Consider the following 15549-nt stretch of genomic DNA (forward strand, 5'->3'; position numbering starts at 1 on the left):
GCGTCGACTGGCGCTTTGTCCACCCGCCAGGGCTAAATATGAAAGCCGTCTTCCTCTAGCTCACCGGCGACCCAGGCGAAGAAGCGCTGGACCTTCTCCTTCTGTTCATTAGCGTGGGGAAGGACGAAGTGGTGCGCGCCGACCGGCATGCTCCGCTCGTCGGCAAACACCGGCGTCAGCTGTCCCTGGCGCACATGGCCGCCGGCCAGCAGATTGCTTTCCAGGATCACCCCCATCCCCATCCGGGCCGCCTCGATGCTCATGTACGACCGGTCGAAATTAAAGATAAAGTTTTTGTGCCAGCCGCGGACCTTGTGCCACGACAGCCAGTTGCTCCAGTTAATTAAGGTGCTGTCGGAATGGATCAGATCGCAGGCCAGCAGATCTTCCGGGGCGCGAACCGCATGGCGGGTTAAATAAGAGGCGGCGCTGTAGGGCAGGACGCACTCATTTTTAATGGTTCTGACCAGCAGCGTCGGCCACTGCGACAGCCCGTGGCGAATATCGATATCAATATTATCCCGGGAAAACTGGATGCTTTCGTAAGAGCAGGTGAGGCTGATTTTTAACTCCGGCCACGCCTGACGGAATTTATCCAGCCGCGGCATTAGCCACAGCAGGCCGAAGCTCGGCGCCGAGTGAATGCGTAAATAATCCTGATGAATATCGTTAATCACCTGGCTGGTGGCCTGGCCAATCATATTCAGCGCTCCGGAGACCTCTTTGAGATATTTTTCTCCCACCGTGGTTAACATCACGCCTTTGCTGCTGCGGGAGAACAGTTTTTTTCCCAGCAAGTGCTCCAGACTGGCTATCTGATGGCTGACCGCCGAGGCGGTAATGTTGAGATTCTCTGCCGCCAGGTTGAGGCTGCCGGTCGCGGCGACTTCAATAAAAGCCTGGATATTGCGTAAAGAGGGCATCGGCAGATTTTTATTAGGCAGTGGTTGACTCATGGCGGCATCCTGCGCGGGGCGCGAATAAAAGAAAATGGCGAACAGCGTGGCGCAGCCGTGATGAACAGCCCAGGGAAAAGCGAAAAAACCATTTTAATTTGTGATGGGCTTAACAATTTATCTCGTTAAAAGCACGCCTCTCAGTAAACGCTAAAAATTTGCGGGGAGTCACTAACTCAATTTTTCTCAATCATAATTGAGCTTTTTTGAATACCTTTTCATTTTTGGGTTGTTATATTCCCCTCACAGGCCTGATCACAAACTGCGATGCGCTTGGATCGCAATAATAAAACACCTAACCACCTGTTTCGCTGTGCAAAAAGACATGTCTCTCTTGTTGCGCCGGGGCGCGTGAAACGCGGCGACCCAGACGGCAACCTACGGCGAAGTGGATGAGGTATAAGATGAGGAAACCCTATGTCACGTATAGATACGCTGGTCTGTACTGACGCCAGGAAAACAAAATATCGTTTTGTGGTTTTGACGATGATTTTCCTGGTGTATGCCATCAATTACGCCGACAGAACGAATATCGGCGCGGTACTGCCGTTTATCATTGATGAATTTCATATCAATAATTTTGAGGCCGGGGCGATTGCCAGTATGTTTTTCCTCGGCTATGCGGTCAGCCAGATCCCGGCCGGCTTTTTCATCGCCAGACGCGGCACCCGGGGGCTGGTTTCACTATCCATTTTCGGCTTTTCCGCTTTTACCTGGCTGATGGGCACGGTGAGCTCCGTGTTTGGCCTGAAGCTGGTGCGGCTGGGCTTGGGGCTGAGCGAAGGTCCCTGCCCGGTGGGGCTGGCGTCGACGATAAATAACTGGTTTCCGCCGAAAGAGAAAGCCACAGCAACCGGCGTTTACATCGCGGCGACCATGTTTGCGCCGATTATCGTGCCGCCGCTGGCGGTGTGGATTGCGGTGACCTGGGGCTGGCGGTGGGTCTTTTTCTCCTTTGCCATTCCCGGGATCGTGGCGGCGATAGCGTGGTACCTGTTGGTCAAGTCAAAGCCCGCGGAGAGCGGATTTGTATCTCAAAGCGAACTGGCAGAGATTAACGCCGGGCGCGACAGCCATCATAACGACGGTGTACGCGAAAATATATTAATCGCCGATCGCTTCACCTGGCTGGATAAAATTATTCGGGTGAAAAAAATGGCGCCTGTGAATACGGCGAAGGGCTTATTTACCTCAAAAAATATTCTCGGAGACTGCCTGGCCTATTTTATGATGGTCAGCGTGTTATATGGGTTATTAACCTGGATTCCGCTGTATTTAGTGAAAGAGCGCGGTTTCGATGTGATGAGTATGGGCTTCGTGGCCAGTATGCCGTGCATTGGCGGCTTTATTGGCGCGATTGGCGGCGGATGGATTTCGGATAAATTATTAGGCCGCCGGCGAAAACCAACCATGATATTCACAGCGGTATCAACCGTAGTCATGATGTTAATTATGCTAAATATACCGGCAAGCACCCTGGCGGTCTGTATTGGTTTATTCTTTGTCGGTTTCTGTTTGAATATCGGCTGGCCGGCTTTTACCGCCTACGGTATGGCGGTTTCGGATACGAAAACTTATCCCATTGCCTCTTCTATTATAAATAGCGGCGGTAACCTCGGCGGATTTGTAGCGCCGATGATGGCCGGTTTCTTACTGGATAAGACGGGGAGCTTTAATTCTGTATTTACCTATTTTGGTATCTGCGCCGCATTGGGTTTGGTGGTGATTCTTTTCCTCGATGAGCCACAATAACGAAAATAGATCCTGTTAATTAATATGACGTAATGTTATGGAGTGAAACTATGTTATTAAAAGATAAAGTCGCCATTATTACTGGCGCGGCCTCCGCACGCGGTTTGGGTTTTGCGACTGCAAAATTATTCGCCGAAAACGGCGCGAAAGTGGTCATTATCGACCTCAATGTCGAAGCCAGTAAAACCGCAGCGGCGGGACTGGGCGAAGGCCATTTCGGCCTGGCGGCGAACGTCGCCGACGAAGTGCAGGTGCAGGCGGCCATCGAACAAATTTTGGCGAAATACGGCCGGGTCGATGTGCTGGTCAATAACGCCGGGATCACCCAGCCGCTGAAGCTGATGGACATCAAACGCGCCAACTATGACGCGGTGCTCGATGTCAGCCTGCGCGGCACGCTGCTGATGTCGCAGGCGGTGATCCCCACGATGCGGGCGCAAAAATCCGGCAGCATCGTCTGCATCTCGTCCGTTTCCGCCCAGCGCGGCGGCGGTATCTTCGGCGGTCCGCACTACAGCGCGGCAAAAGCTGGCGTGCTCGGCCTGGCGCGAGCGATGGCGCGCGAACTTGGCCCGGATAACGTCCGCGTTAACTGCATTACCCCAGGGCTGATTCAGACCGACATCACCGCCGGCAAGCTGACGGACGACATGACGGCCAATATTCTTGCCGGCATTCCGATGAACCGCCTCGGCGACGCGGTGGACATCGCCCGCGCCGCGCTGTTCCTCGGCAGCGACCTCTCTTCCTACTCCACCGGTATCACCCTGGACGTTAACGGCGGCATGTTAATTCACTAAGCGAGGCACAGAGATGAAGATCACCGAATCACAAAAAGTCGCTGCGGCGGCGTGGCGTATCCGCCGCTACGCCCTGCAAATGGGGGAAGTGCAGGGGCAGGGCTATATTGGCCAGGCGCTGGGGTATGCCGATGTGCTGGCTACCGCCTTCAGCCACGCCATGACCTATCGCCCGGAAGATCCTGAGTGGGAGGGGCGCGATCGGTTCCTGCTTTCTCATGGCCATTACGCTATCGCTTATTATGCCGCGCTGCTGGAGGCGGGCATTATTCCGGAAGCGGAACTGGAAACCTACGGCTCCGACGACAGCCGCCTGCCGATGTCTGGCATGGCGACCTACACCCCGGGGATGGAGATGTCCGGCGGCTCGCTGGGGCAGGGGCTGTCTATCGCCGTCGGCATGGCGCTTGGCCTGCGGCAGAAACAGAGCAAGGCCTGGGTCTACAACTCGATGTCCGATGGGGAGCTGGACGAAGGTTCGACCTGGGAAGCGGCGATGTCGGCGGCTCACTATGGCCTGACCAATCTGATTAACCTTGTCGACGTCAACAAACAGCAGGCCGACGGCGATTCCCGCAAAATCCTCGGCTTTGAGCCGCTGCAGGATAAATGGGCCGCCTTCGGCTGGTACGTACAGCGCGTAGACGGTAACGATCTGCCGGCGGTGATGGCCGCCTTTGACAACGCGAAAAGTTATTCCGGCAACCAGCCGCGGGTCATTTTATGCGACACGCTGATGGGCAAAGGGGTGCCGTTCCTCGAAACCCGCGATAAGAACCATTTTATTCGCGTCGATGCCGACGAATGGCAAAAAGCGATTGCGGTGCTGGACGCTAACAAACCGGAAGGAGTGCTGTAATGAGCCAGAGTAAACCCCGTTTAAAAACGTCGGCGATGATTGCTTCGATTGCCGATGAAGGCCAGGCGACCATCTCTGCGCCCTTTGGCGTCGCGCTGTCGAAACTGGCGGCGCAGCGCCCTGAAATCGTCGGTATGACCGCGGACCTGTCAAAATATACTGACCTGCATATTTTCGCCCAGGCCTTCCCGGATCGTTTTTTCCAGATGGGCATGGCGGAGCAGCTGCTGATGGCGGCGGCGGGAGGCATGGCGAAGGAGGGATTTATTCCCTTCGCCACCACCTATGCCGCCTTTGCGACCCGTCGCGCCTATGGTTTTATTCATCAGGTGATCGCTGAAGAACATCTGAACGTCAAGATCTGCGCGGCGCTGCCGGGCCTGACGACCGGCTATGGCCCCAGCCATCAGGCCACCGAAGATCTGGCGATCATGCGCGGTATCCCTGGCATGGTCATCGTCGATCCCTGCGATGCTCTGGAGATTGAGCAGGCGGTACCGGCCATTGCCGATCACCAGGGTCCGGTGTATATGCGTCTGCTGCGCGGGAAGGTGCCACTGGTGCTGGATAAATACGACTATCAGTTCGAACTGGGCAAAGCGAAGCTGCTGGAGGACGGCAACGACGTGCTGATTATCTCCTCCGGGCTGATGACCATGCGCGCCCTGGAGGCGGTTGAAAAGCTGCGGGCCGATAATATCAGCGTGGCGGTCCTGCACGTGCCGACCATCAAACCGCTGGATGAAAAAGCGATTATTGAACAGGCGTCGAAGCCGGGTCGGCTGGTGGTCACCGCCGAAAACCACACCGCTGTCGGCGGGTTAGGGGAGGCGGTGGCCGCCCTGCTGATGCGCAAGGGGGTTCGCTGCGAGATGGATACCGTTGGTCTGCCTGACGCGTTTCTGTTGGCCGGCGCGCTGCCGACCCTCCACGATCGCTACGGCATCTCCACCGCGAAGATCGTCGAAAAGATTAAGTATCGTCTGCGTTAACCGCGCTGCGGCGACGCGCCTGGCCGCTGAGCACTCTCAGCGGCCTTCTTCCTCCCGCTAGCCAGGCGCGGCATTCTTTTACAGATTTTATGCGGCCTGTCACAAAATCTGCTAGACTGCGCCCCTTCATGGCATTGTGGTTTTTGCCATCTCTTATCGCAATAATCTCCCTGAAAACTACGCCCTTCACCGGGCCGGGGCGGTTCGGAGTTGTTATGTCTTTTGATTCCCTTGGCCTGAATCCCGATATCCTGCGCGCTGTCGCTGAGCAGGGCTACGTTGAGCCGACCCCTATCCAGCAGCAGGCGATCCCGGCGGTACTGCAGGGCCGCGACCTGATGGCCAGCGCCCAGACCGGCACCGGTAAAACGGCGGGCTTTACTCTGCCGCTGCTGCAGCGCCTGATCCAGAACGAGCCGCATGCGAAGGGCCGTCGTCCGGTGCGCGCGCTGATCCTGACCCCGACCCGCGAGCTGGCGGCGCAGGTGGGCGAGAACGTGCGGGATTACAGCAAATATCTGAATATTCGCTCGCTGGTGGTGTTCGGCGGCGTGAGTATCAACCCGCAGATGATGAAGCTGCGCGGCGGCGTCGATATCCTCGTCGCCACCCCGGGCCGTCTGCTGGACCTCGAACATCAGAACGCCGTCAGCCTCGATAAAGTGGAAATCCTCGTACTGGATGAAGCGGACCGCATGCTGGATATGGGCTTTATCCATGACATCCGCCGCGTACTGGCGAAACTGCCGCCGCGTCGGCAGAACCTGCTGTTCTCGGCGACCTTCTCCGACGAGATCAAAGGCCTGGCGGAGAAACTGCTGCACAACCCGCTGGAAGTGGAAGTGGCGCGTCGCAACACCGCCTCCGAGCAGATCACCCAGCACGTCCATTTTGTTGATAAGAACCGCAAGCGCGAACTGCTGTCGCAGCTTATCGGCGAAGGCAACTGGCAGCAGGTGCTGGTCTTTACCCGCACCAAGCATGGCGCCAACCACCTCGCGGAGCAGCTCAACAAAGACGGCATCCGCAGCGCGGCGATCCATGGCAACAAGAGCCAGGGGGCGCGTACCCGCGCGCTGGCCGACTTTAAATCCGGCGGCATTCGCGTGCTGGTGGCGACCGATATCGCCGCCCGCGGACTGGATATCGAAGAGCTGCCGCACGTGGTGAACTACGAGCTGCCGAACGTGCCGGAAGATTATGTCCACCGTATTGGGCGTACCGGTCGCGCGGCGGCCACCGGCGAAGCCTTGTCGCTGGTGTGCGTCGATGAGCACAAGCTGCTGCGCGATATCGAGCGCCTGCTGAAAAAAGAGATTCCGCGCATCGCGATTGCCGGCTATGAGCCGGACCCGTCGATTAAAGCCGAACCTATCCAGAACGGTCGCCAGCAGCGCGGAGGCGGTCGTGGTCAGGGTCAGGGACGCGGCGGCCAGGGGCAGGGGCGCAGCGGACAGCCGCGCAGCCAGAGCAGCGCCCCGCGTCGTCAGGACGGCGAGGCGCCGAAAGCGCGCACTCAGGACGGCAAACCGCCGCGCCGCCGTCGCCCGCGTAAACCGGCTGGCGAATAACAGGCTGATGCCCGGGCCGCGATAACGCGGTTAAGCACGGCTCAGGCCCGTCTGTCCGCTACGCGGCGGCGGGCCTTTTTCTTTCCATTACACTATTTGTCGAGCACGCTTCCACACACAGCAGAAAGCAATACCTCCGGACGGGTAAAAATGGCACAATAGTGGCTGTTTATACAGTATTCAGGTTTTCTCATGGCTTTGACCGCTGCGCTGAAAGCGCAAATCGCCGCCTGGTATAAGGCGCTTCAGGAACAGATCCCGGACTTTATTCCCCGCCCCCCGCAGCGGCAAATGATCGCTGATGTGGCGAAAACCCTCGCCGGGGATGAGGGCAGGCATCTGGCTATCGAAGCGCCGACCGGCGTCGGTAAAACGCTGTCATACCTTATCCCTGGCATTGCCATCGCCCGTGAGGAACAAAAAACGCTGGTGGTCAGCACCGCCAACGTCGCCCTGCAGGATCAAATCTACAGTAAAGACCTGCCGCTGCTGCGCAAGATTATCCCCGACCTGCGCTTCACCGCCGCCTTTGGTCGCGGACGCTACGTCTGCCCGCGCAACCTGGCGGCGCTGGCCAGCACCGAGCCGACGCAGCAGGATCTGCTGGCTTTCCTCGACGACGATCTCACCCCGAACAACCAGGCGGAGCAGAAACTGTGCGCGACGCTGAAGCAGGACCTTGACAGCTATCGCTGGGACGGCCTGCGCGACCATACCGACAAAGCCATCGACGATGGACTATGGAGCCGGCTGAGCACCGATAAGGCCAGCTGCCTGAACCGCAACTGCCACTATTATCGCGAGTGTCCGTTCTTTGTGGCGCGGCGGGAAATTCAGGAGGCGGAAGTGGTGGTAGCCAACCATGCGCTGGTGATGGCGGCGATGGAGAGCGAGGCGGTGCTGCCGGAGCCGAAAAACCTGCTGCTGGTCCTTGATGAAGGCCATCATCTGCCGGACGTCGCCCGCGACGCGTTGGAGATGAGCGCCGAGATCACCGCCCCCTGGTTTCGCCTGCAGCTGGATCTGTTCTGCAAGCTGGTGGCTACCTGCATGGAGCAGTTCCGCCCGAAAACTACGCCTCCGCTGGCCAATCCGGAGCGGCTCGCCGGCCATTGCGAAGAGCTGTTCGAGCTGATTGCGTCGTTGAATAATATTCTCAATCTCTACATGCCCGCCGGCCAGGAAGCGGAGCATCGCTTCCCGATGGGCGAACTGCCGCAGGAGGTGATGGAGATCTGCCAGCGGCTGGCGAAGCTCACCGAGACGCTGCGCGGGCTGGCGGAGCTGTTTCTTAACGATCTCAGCGAAAAGACCGGCAGCCATGACGTGGTGCGTCTGCATCGGGTGCTGCTGCAGATGAACCGCGCCCTCGGCATGTTTGAAAGCCAAAGCAAGCTGTGGCGTCTGGCGTCGCTGGCGCAGTCCTCTGGCGCGCCGGTGACCAAATGGGCGACGCGGGTAGTGCGAGACGGCCAGATCCACGTCTGGTTCCACTGCGTCGGCATCCGCGTCAGCGATCAGCTTGAGCGGCTGCTGTGGCGCAGCGTGCCGCATATCGTGGTGACGTCAGCGACGCTGCGCTCTCTTAACAGCTTCTCGCGCCTGCAGGAGATGAGCGGCCTGAAGGAAAAAGCGGGTGACCGCTTCGTGGCGCTGGATTCGCCGTTCAACCACGTGGAGCAGGGGAAAATTATTATTCCTCAAATGCGCTATGAACCGTTGATAGATAACGAAGAGCAGCACATTGCCGAGATGGCGGCCTATTTTCGCCAGCAGGTGGAGAGCAAGAAGCATCTCGGGATGCTGGTGCTGTTTGCCAGTGGGCGAGCGATGAATCGCTTCCTGGAGCATATGACCGACCTGCGTCTGATGCTGCTGGTGCAGGGCGACCAGCCGCGCTATCGGCTGGTGGAGCTGCATCGCAAACGGGTGGAAAGCGGCGAGCGCAGCGTGCTGGTGGGCCTGCAGTCCTTTGCCGAAGGTCTCGATTTAAAGGGCGATCTGTTAAGCCAGGTACATATCCATAAAATCGCCTTTCCGCCCATCGACAGCCCGGTAGTGATCACCGAAGGCGAATGGCTGAAAAGCCTCAATCGTTATCCCTTCGAGGTACAGAGTTTGCCCAGCGCCTCCTTTAATCTTATTCAGCAGGTGGGGCGTTTGATCCGTAGCCATCACTGCTGGGGAGAGGTGGTGATTTACGATAAGCGTCTGTTGACCAAAAACTACGGCGCGCGTCTACTGAACGCGTTACCTGTTTTTCCCATTGAGCAGCCGGGCGTTCCGGAGGTTATAGTAAAACGGAAAGCAAAACAGACAGCAAAACAGACAGCAAAACAGACAGGCCGCAAACGTCGCTGACGACGGCGCGTTGCACCAGGGGGAGCCATGGAGTACAGCAAAATTATAAAAGAGGTGGGCCGCGGTAAGAATCATGCCCGCGACCTGGATGAAGAGACCGCCCGTGCGCTCTACGCGCGGATGCTGAACGGCGAGGTGCCGGAGCTGGAGCTGGGAGGAATATTAATCGCCCTGCGCATCAAAGGCGAAGGCGAAGCGGAGATGAAAGGCTTTTACGCCGCGATGCAGCAGCATACGCTGCGCCTGACCCCGCCGGCAGGCAAGCCGATGCCGATCGTTATCCCCAGCTACAATGGCGCGCGCAAGCAGGCGAACCTGACGCCGCTGCTGGCGATGCTCCTGCATAAGCTGGGGTTTCCGGTCGTGGTTCACGGCGTCAGTCACGATCCGACCCGGGTGCTGACCGAGACCATTTTTACCCTGCTGGACATTCCGGCTACCCGGCATGCCGGTCAGGCGCAGGCGCAGCTGGAGGGGCATGAACCGGTGTATATCCCGGTGGGCGCCTTCTGCCCGCCGCTGGAGAAACAGCTGGCGATGCGCTGGCGGATGGGCGTACGCAACAGCGCCCATACGCTGGCCAAACTGGCCACGCCGTTTGGCGAAGGGGAGGCGCTACGCCTCTCCAGCGTGTCGCATCCGGAATATGTTCCCCGGGTGGCGGGCTTCTTTCGCGAGACCGGTGGCCGCGCGCTGCTGATGCACGGTACCGAAGGCGAAGTGTACGCCAACCCGCAGCGCTGCCCGCAGATCAGCCTGATTGATGACCAGGGCGTGCGGGTGCTGTGCGACCGCCAGACCGAGGCTGCGGCGGAAGTTATTCTGCCGGCCTCGAAAGATCCCGAAGTGACCGCGCGCTGGATCGAGCGCTGCGTCGCCGGCGTCGAACCGGTACCCCACTCGCTGAAGATCCAGCTCGCCTGCTGTCTGCTGGCCTGCGGCGAGGTCTCAACCCTGGAGCAGGGTCTCAGCCGCGTCAACGACTGCTGGTGATCGGATCGGCAGGATAAAAAAAAGCCCGTCCGGTGGCTCGGACGGGCAAGGCAAGGGTATTAAAGGTCTTTTCAGGGTTAATTCAGTGGCTTACAGGGTTGAGTTGCGATTATTTATAGATAACCGCGGTACCGCTCAGTTTGTTGTTGGTGTTAGCGGAAGTGATGCTATAGCCGGTTGCGCCAGCGGCTTCGGCTTTAGCAGCCAGTTTCGCTTCCAGACCATCTAACGTGGTTGCGCCTTGCGCAGACACCACACCGATCTTATTCATGCTTTCAGCCTGAGCGGGGGTAACCGGCTCGGCGGCAAAGGCGCCGAAGGAAAGGGCGGTCAGAGCGATGGCAGCGGCAGCATATTTGATGTTTTTCATAGTTAATCTCTCGCAGGTTGTTCTGTTCAGGGGACGATGTTCCGTCGATGTGATAAGTATCACGCTTTTTTGCGGGAGATAAAATCGAAGGAAATTCACAGTCTTCATCGATTTTTTTGAATGACTAATAATTTACTGATTATTAATAAATTATTTATGATTCTTTTTGTCTGATGGCGGAGCGAGGGAGACCGGCACGCTTAAGGGCACATATTGCGACATTTATCGCCAAAAAGTGTGCGCGAAAAGATAATGCGAAAAGCTGTCATGAACGGTAAAGGAAAGTCAGCGTAGCTGGCTATCCTTGGAGCCACGGCGATTATATCCTGAAAATGTATTGTTATGTAAATCTTTCTCCTGTTGGCACTTCACGCAGTATCTGACGCCAGGAATAGCCTGTCGACGAGCCTCCGGAATCGGTTCTCCGCATTCATCACAAAATTTGTTGCTTTCGCCGCGTGGAAGCTCGCGGCGGGCGCGAGCCACCGCATCGTCAATGGTGCTGTCGATCTGATCCTGAACGGCGCCGTCGCCTGCCCAACCTGATGCCATCGTCTGCCTCCTGTAAAAGGTTATTGATAAATTATAGCTGAACCGTACAGCCGGTTACCGCTGCTGGCGGCATTGACCCGCCAGGCTATCGCCCCACGGCGGTGGGCCTTATCCGCGAGGGCTGCCACCAGGTCGTCAAGGGTACGGGCGCCGGAAGCGGAGACGGTGCCGACAGGGCGCAGCGGCCCGTCATAGGGCAGTTCAGGTGTCAGCGGCAGGGAAGAGGCCGAGTTGGCCTGAGCGGCAAGCGCAGCGGCAAACAGCAGCGAGGTGATTTTCATCAGCATATCCTCATAAACAGCATGGGACATAGCTTAAGTGTAGGCCTTTCCAGACCGCGCAGCAGGGAATTTTTTATGCAAAAACAAGGCGTTTTGCATGCTACCGGCGCAGGGTAGCGATACTCTGGCCGGTAAATTATTTAGCGGGCGTCCGGGCGGATCATGTCAAAACGCAGGCTGTCATCAATACTGTAATAGGCGCTCGGACCTCCGGCGCGCAGGATCGGCTGAGCGCGGGCGGTTTGATAGATGCCGTTATCCAGCAGTGATTCATCGATATGCACGGCGACCACTTCGCCGAGCACCAGCCATGTATCGACAAGATTGCCGTCGGCGGTGGCGAGCTGAATACATTGCGACAGGCGGCACTCAAAGTTCACCGGGCTCTCCGCCACCCGGGGGGCCTTGACCAGGCGGCTGGCGGCGGCGGTGAGCCCGGCGCGCACGAATTCATCCTCATGGTGCGGGATCGAGGCGGAGGTTTCGTTCATCGCTTCGGCCAGCGGGCGCGTCGCCAGGTTCCAGACGAACTCCTTCGTTTCGACGATATTTCGCACGCTGTCTTTCCAGCCGCTGCTGGCGAAACCAATGATCGGCGGACGATAGTTAAAGCAGTTAAAAAAGCTGTATGGCGCCAGATTACGCTGGCCCTCGGCGTCCTGCGAGGCGATCCAGCCTATCGGGCGAGGCCCGATTATCGCGTTCAGCGGGTCATGCGGCAGGCCGTGGCCCTGCGAAGGTTGATAAAAGTACATGCTGCACCTGTCACGGATAAAGGAGATATCCAGACTCCCTTATTTACCGCGCCGCCGTCAACGGGTATCTTACGCGGCTGTTCAAAGGAGATTGTCATGAAAGCCCAGAAACCGGGGTTACACCCGCGTAACCGCCACCATCAACGCTACGACCTGCCCGCGCTCTGCCAGGCACATCCTGACCTGCAGGGATACATTACGCTCAATCCGCGGGGTGAGCAGACCATTGATTTTGCCAATCCGCAGGCGGTTAAGGCGTTGAATAAAGCGCTGCTGGCGCATTTCTACGCGGTCAAATACTGGGACATTCCTGACGGTTTTCTCTGTCCGCCGGTGCCCGGGCGGGCCGATTATATTCATCATCTGGCAGATCTGCTGGCCGGGGACAGCGGCGAAGTGCCGAAGCAAGCCACGATCCTCGATATTGGCACCGGCGCCAACCTCATCTATCCCCTGATCGGCGTTCACGAATATGGCTGGCGCTTTACCGGCAGCGAAATCAGCCCGGAAGCCTTCGCCAGCGCGCAGGCGATTGTCAATGGCAACCCAGGATTGACCCGGCAGATCCGTCTGCGTCGGCAAAAAGAGAGCCAGGCCATCTTCCACGGCGTGATCCACAAAAACGAGACCTATGACGCCACCCTGTGTAATCCGCCGTTCCATGACTCCGCAGAGAGCGCCCGGGCGGGTGGCGAGCGCAAGCGACGCAATCTCGGACTCGGCGCCGACAGTGGGCTTAACTTTGGCGGTCAGCAGCAGGAGCTGTGGTGCGAGGGGGGCGAAGTGGCCTTTATCTCACAGATGATCCGCGAAAGTCAGGCCTTCGCCCGCCAGGTGAAATGGTTTACCTCGCTGGTGTCGCGCGGCGACAATCTGCCGCCGCTCTACCGCCTGCTGACCGAGGTCGGGGCAGTGAAAGTGGTGAAAAAAGAGATGGCCCAGGGGCAAAAGCAGAGCCGCTTTATCGCCTGGAGCTTTATGGACGACGCCAAACGCCGCCGTCCGTTCTAACTACTCCACGGCCGGGCTGTCGGCGCCCGGCATCGGCAATTGCTGCCAGGTCTGTACCGGGGCGCGAACCCCGGCGCGGTCGAAGTGCTTTTTCACCTGGGTATCAAGGGCAAAGCGCACCGTCCACTGCTTCAGCGGCAAGGTGGTGAAGCTGACGCGCAGCGTAAAGGCGGTATTGCTCAACCCCACCAGCCCGGCGAACGACGGTTCGCCAATGATCAGGCCGCGGATCTCCTCCTGGGCCAGCAGATCGTCCACTGCCGCCTTCAGCGCCTGGCTGGCTTTATCCAGATCCTCATGGCGATCGACGTCATAGTTAGCCACCACCGAGCCAATGCCGCGCACGAAGTTGGCAAAGGTGGTGATCGAGGACCAGGGAATAATGTGATAGGCGCCGGTATCCTGGCGCACCCCCACTGAGCGAATCGACATTCGTTCCACCGTGCCGGTCAAAGGCCCGATGGTGACCAGGTCGCCGGTATTCATCCCGTTCTCAAACTGGATAAAAATGCCGGTGATAATGTCTTTAACCAGGGTTTGCGCGCCAAACGAGATGGCCAGCCCTAACGCCCCGGCGCCCGCCAGCAGCGGCGCGATATTGACCCCAATCTCCGAGAGCAAAATCATCACCGTGATGGTGCTGATCACCACCGCCAGCGCGTTGCGAAACAGGGTTAGCAGCGTACGGGCCCGCGCGCTGGGCAGCGGACGGCCATGGATATCCGAGGCCAGACGGTTTTCGATCAGGCTGGCCAGCACCGTCCAGCCGATAGCGGAAAAGAAGAGGATAAGAGCGATACGGATCAGCACATCCACCGTTTTTTGCCCGGCATCGTTGTGCAGCCATTCGCGGAAGTCAAACAGCCCCCAGGCGCTCAGGAGCAGCATAATGGCGACACAGACGGTGAGAATGCGCGCTGCCTTCAGCGAGGCGGAGATCCAGCCGTTCAGCCGCTTTTGCAGCTCAGGATAGTTGCGCTGGGTGGCAGGGGAGAGAGTGATGGTTTTGGCTATCCAGCGCGACAGGATGCCGGACACCAGCGCCGCGCCGCCGATAATCGCCAGGCTGCGCAGGGTGGCGCCCATCATAAATTTCAGGCTGTTGCCTGGGTCGAACAGGGAAAAGAAGAAGAGCACCACAAAGTAGGCGCAGGCCAGCCAGTGCCAAATCAGGGCGAAGGCGCGGATAAACAGGCTAAAAAAGGAGAGCGAGCGGTCAGCCAGATGGATCAGCCCCTGCGTAATCACCGCTTTGTTATGAAAAATCAGATACAGCGCCCACAGCGTAATGCACAGCATGATGATGACGTTAGCCAGCGCGCCGACCTGAACATTCACCTGGTTAGAGATAATCGGCACCGCGACGATCAGGCCGTAGCCGATCAGGCTGCTGAGGGCGCTCAGGCGCAGACTCCAGTAGGAGGCGGCCTCGTCGCTGAGGTTAAAGGGCCTGAGCGCTGGAATGCGCGGGCAGAAAATGAGCCGCAGGATGGCTTTAAAGAACTCGATCAGCGCGAAGGCGTTGAGGAAAAGGCTCTGCTGAAAGGCGATAGTGGGGTTGTTGCCATCCAGACGATCGCTCAACAGCTGACCGACAAACAGGGTCAGCGCCAGCAGCAGCAGATCGATAATAAACGCCCCTGCGATGGTCAACGGCAGCTGGAGCCAGTTTCCGCGATCGCGGTTTTTATGCCGTCCCCATTCGCCCATTTTACGATACAGCGGCAGCGCCGCGAGGCGTACCAGCCACCAGAAGGCAAACACCAGCCCGGCCAGCAGTAAAAAATGCCAGGCGGCGCTGGTAAAGGTTTGTGGATTAAAGGGCTTATGCGGCGAGCCGGTAATATTGCGCCACAGCTGGGAAAAGCGCGATGAGAGCTCATCGCCATATTCCCGGCTGATCTGCGTGACGTTATCCAGCACGGTGGTCTCTTCTTTCACCGCCGGCGGCGTCAGCGTCGGGGTGCTGTCGGGCGGCGGCGTGGCGGCCGCTTTACGCAGCTGGTCAATGAGCTCCTGGCGGGCGGCGTCGTTGGCCAGCACGTCGGCCAGCGCGGCATAGGCCGCTCTTTTCTGTTCTACATCGGGTTCGCTGGCGCTGGTTTTATCGGCGTTAGCGGTCGGCACGCCGGGCAGGGCGGCGGCGGAAAGCGGGGCAGTAAACAGCGCAGCGAGCAAAAGCAGGATCCACGGCATGGGCACCTCCGTTGCAACGTAAACGGGTAAGTATAGAAGCCGCTGGCGGAAGGGGAGGGAAGAGGAATCTGGAAAGCGGCTCTCTCCGCGAGGGAGAGAG

At 58.4% G+C, this 15549-nt stretch carries 15 protein-coding genes; 9 read left to right on the plus strand and 6 right to left on the minus strand.

What is annotated here, in order from left to right; translation table 11 throughout:
• Window positions 1–32: 32 nt before the first annotated feature.
• Complete coding sequence (locus ABLU50_RS02265) at window positions 33–956, minus strand: LysR substrate-binding domain-containing protein (protein WP_064183020.1); 924 nt, start codon at window positions 954–956, stop codon at window positions 33–35.
• Here ABLU50_RS02265 and ABLU50_RS02270 point away from each other — a divergent pair.
• The 8 genes from ABLU50_RS02270 (at window position 948) to ybiB (ending at window position 10284) form a co-directional block, all read left to right on the plus strand.
• Window positions 948–1085, plus strand: a complete 138-nt coding sequence (locus ABLU50_RS02270) for a hypothetical protein (protein WP_032431308.1) — start codon at window positions 948–950, stop codon at window positions 1083–1085. The two genes, ABLU50_RS02265 and ABLU50_RS02270, sit on opposite strands and share 9 nt — an antisense overlap.
• 288 nt (window positions 1086–1373) lie before the next feature.
• Entirely contained in the window at window positions 1374–2708 is a 1335-nt protein-coding gene (locus tag ABLU50_RS02275) for an MFS transporter (RefSeq protein WP_087832390.1), read from the plus strand.
• Between the two features lie 50 nt (window positions 2709–2758).
• Window positions 2759–3508 (plus strand): glucose 1-dehydrogenase, encoded by a 750-nt coding sequence (locus ABLU50_RS02280; RefSeq protein ID WP_348864513.1) that lies wholly within the window; start codon window positions 2759–2761, stop codon window positions 3506–3508.
• A gap of 13 nt (window positions 3509–3521) precedes the next feature.
• Window positions 3522–4367: a transketolase gene (locus tag ABLU50_RS02285; RefSeq protein ID WP_062914585.1), complete on the plus strand. Its 846-nt coding sequence runs from the start codon at window positions 3522–3524 to the stop codon at window positions 4365–4367.
• Window positions 4367–5359 carry a transketolase C-terminal domain-containing protein gene (locus tag ABLU50_RS02290; RefSeq protein ID WP_323083960.1) on the plus strand — a complete coding sequence of 331 codons (993 nt, stop codon included), beginning with the start codon at window positions 4367–4369 and terminating at the stop codon, window positions 5357–5359. The genes ABLU50_RS02285 and ABLU50_RS02290 overlap by 1 nt, the downstream gene beginning before the upstream one ends.
• 215 nt (window positions 5360–5574) lie before the next feature.
• Window positions 5575–6930, plus strand: coding sequence for an ATP-dependent RNA helicase RhlE (rhlE, locus tag ABLU50_RS02295; protein WP_004886179.1), 1356 nt, complete (start codon window positions 5575–5577; stop codon window positions 6928–6930).
• Window positions 6931–7122: 192 nt separating this feature from the next.
• Window positions 7123–9291 (plus strand): ATP-dependent DNA helicase DinG, encoded by a 2169-nt coding sequence (gene dinG, locus ABLU50_RS02300; protein WP_060656365.1) that lies wholly within the window; start codon window positions 7123–7125, stop codon window positions 9289–9291.
• Between the two features lie 27 nt (window positions 9292–9318).
• Window positions 9319–10284 carry a DNA-binding protein YbiB gene (gene ybiB, locus ABLU50_RS02305; RefSeq protein WP_004886183.1) on the plus strand — a complete coding sequence of 322 codons (966 nt, stop codon included), beginning with the start codon at window positions 9319–9321 and terminating at the stop codon, window positions 10282–10284.
• A 109-nt stretch (window positions 10285–10393) separates the two neighbouring features.
• On the opposite strand, the gene ybiJ is transcribed toward ybiB, so the two are convergent.
• The 4 genes from ybiJ to ABLU50_RS02325 all read right to left on the minus strand — a co-directional run bounded on the left by ybiJ (window position 10394) and on the right by ABLU50_RS02325 (window position 12242).
• Window positions 10394–10654, minus strand: coding sequence for a DUF1471 family protein YbiJ (gene ybiJ, locus ABLU50_RS02310; protein ID WP_004176772.1), 261 nt, complete (start codon window positions 10652–10654; stop codon window positions 10394–10396).
• Window positions 10655–10939: 285 nt separating this feature from the next.
• A complete protein-coding gene (locus tag ABLU50_RS02315) occupies window positions 10940–11206 on the minus strand; it encodes a DksA/TraR family C4-type zinc finger protein (RefSeq protein ID WP_002895824.1) in 267 nt (88 codons plus the stop codon).
• A gap of 20 nt (window positions 11207–11226) precedes the next feature.
• A complete protein-coding gene (locus ABLU50_RS02320) occupies window positions 11227–11487 on the minus strand; it encodes a DUF1471 domain-containing protein (protein WP_129550446.1) in 261 nt (86 codons plus the stop codon).
• A 140-nt stretch (window positions 11488–11627) separates the two neighbouring features.
• Window positions 11628–12242 carry a flavin reductase family protein gene (locus ABLU50_RS02325; RefSeq protein ID WP_023320023.1) on the minus strand — a complete coding sequence of 205 codons (615 nt, stop codon included), beginning with the start codon at window positions 12240–12242 and terminating at the stop codon, window positions 11628–11630.
• A 96-nt stretch (window positions 12243–12338) separates the two neighbouring features.
• On the opposite strand from ABLU50_RS02325, the gene rlmF reads away from it, so the two are divergent.
• On the plus strand, window positions 12339–13253 hold the full coding sequence (gene rlmF / locus ABLU50_RS02330; protein WP_087832386.1) for a 23S rRNA (adenine(1618)-N(6))-methyltransferase RlmF: 915 nt from the start codon (window positions 12339–12341) through the stop codon (window positions 13251–13253).
• On the opposite strand, the gene ybiO is transcribed toward rlmF, so the two are convergent.
• Window positions 13254–15449 (minus strand): mechanosensitive channel protein, encoded by a 2196-nt coding sequence (gene ybiO, locus ABLU50_RS02335; RefSeq protein ID WP_087832385.1) that lies wholly within the window; start codon window positions 15447–15449, stop codon window positions 13254–13256.
• Window positions 15450–15549 lie beyond the last annotated feature (100 nt).

The organism is Klebsiella sp. GG_Kp173 (assembly GCF_040062415.1).
GTDB classification, from domain to species: domain Bacteria; phylum Pseudomonadota; class Gammaproteobacteria; order Enterobacterales; family Enterobacteriaceae; genus Klebsiella; species Klebsiella quasipneumoniae.

Excerpts from the sequence above, each read along its gene's own strand:
- rlmF (WP_087832386.1), top strand. The coding sequence starts at position 12,339 with ATGAAAGCCCAGAAACCGGGGTTACACCCGCGTAACCGCCACCATCAA.
- ABLU50_RS02320 (WP_129550446.1), bottom strand. The coding sequence starts at position 11,487 with ATGAAAATCACCTCGCTGCTGTTTGCCGCTGCGCTTGCCGCTCAGGCC.
- ybiO (WP_087832385.1), bottom strand. The coding sequence starts at position 15,449 with ATGCCGTGGATCCTGCTTTTGCTCGCTGCGCTGTTTACTGCCCCGCTT.
- ybiJ (WP_004176772.1), bottom strand. The coding sequence starts at position 10,654 with ATGAAAAACATCAAATATGCTGCCGCTGCCATCGCTCTGACCGCCCTT.
- dinG (WP_060656365.1), top strand. The coding sequence starts at position 7,123 with ATGGCTTTGACCGCTGCGCTGAAAGCGCAAATCGCCGCCTGGTATAAG.
- ABLU50_RS02285 (WP_062914585.1), top strand. The coding sequence starts at position 3,522 with ATGAAGATCACCGAATCACAAAAAGTCGCTGCGGCGGCGTGGCGTATC.
- ABLU50_RS02315 (WP_002895824.1), bottom strand. The coding sequence starts at position 11,206 with ATGGCATCAGGTTGGGCAGGCGACGGCGCCGTTCAGGATCAGATCGAC.
- ABLU50_RS02325 (WP_023320023.1), bottom strand. The coding sequence starts at position 12,242 with ATGTACTTTTATCAACCTTCGCAGGGCCACGGCCTGCCGCATGACCCG.
- ABLU50_RS02265 (WP_064183020.1), bottom strand. The coding sequence starts at position 956 with ATGAGTCAACCACTGCCTAATAAAAATCTGCCGATGCCCTCTTTACGC.
- ABLU50_RS02280 (WP_348864513.1), top strand. The coding sequence starts at position 2,759 with ATGTTATTAAAAGATAAAGTCGCCATTATTACTGGCGCGGCCTCCGCA.
- rhlE (WP_004886179.1), top strand. The coding sequence starts at position 5,575 with ATGTCTTTTGATTCCCTTGGCCTGAATCCCGATATCCTGCGCGCTGTC.
- ABLU50_RS02290 (WP_323083960.1), top strand. The coding sequence starts at position 4,367 with ATGAGCCAGAGTAAACCCCGTTTAAAAACGTCGGCGATGATTGCTTCG.
- ABLU50_RS02275 (WP_087832390.1), top strand. The coding sequence starts at position 1,374 with ATGTCACGTATAGATACGCTGGTCTGTACTGACGCCAGGAAAACAAAA.
- ybiB (WP_004886183.1), top strand. The coding sequence starts at position 9,319 with ATGGAGTACAGCAAAATTATAAAAGAGGTGGGCCGCGGTAAGAATCAT.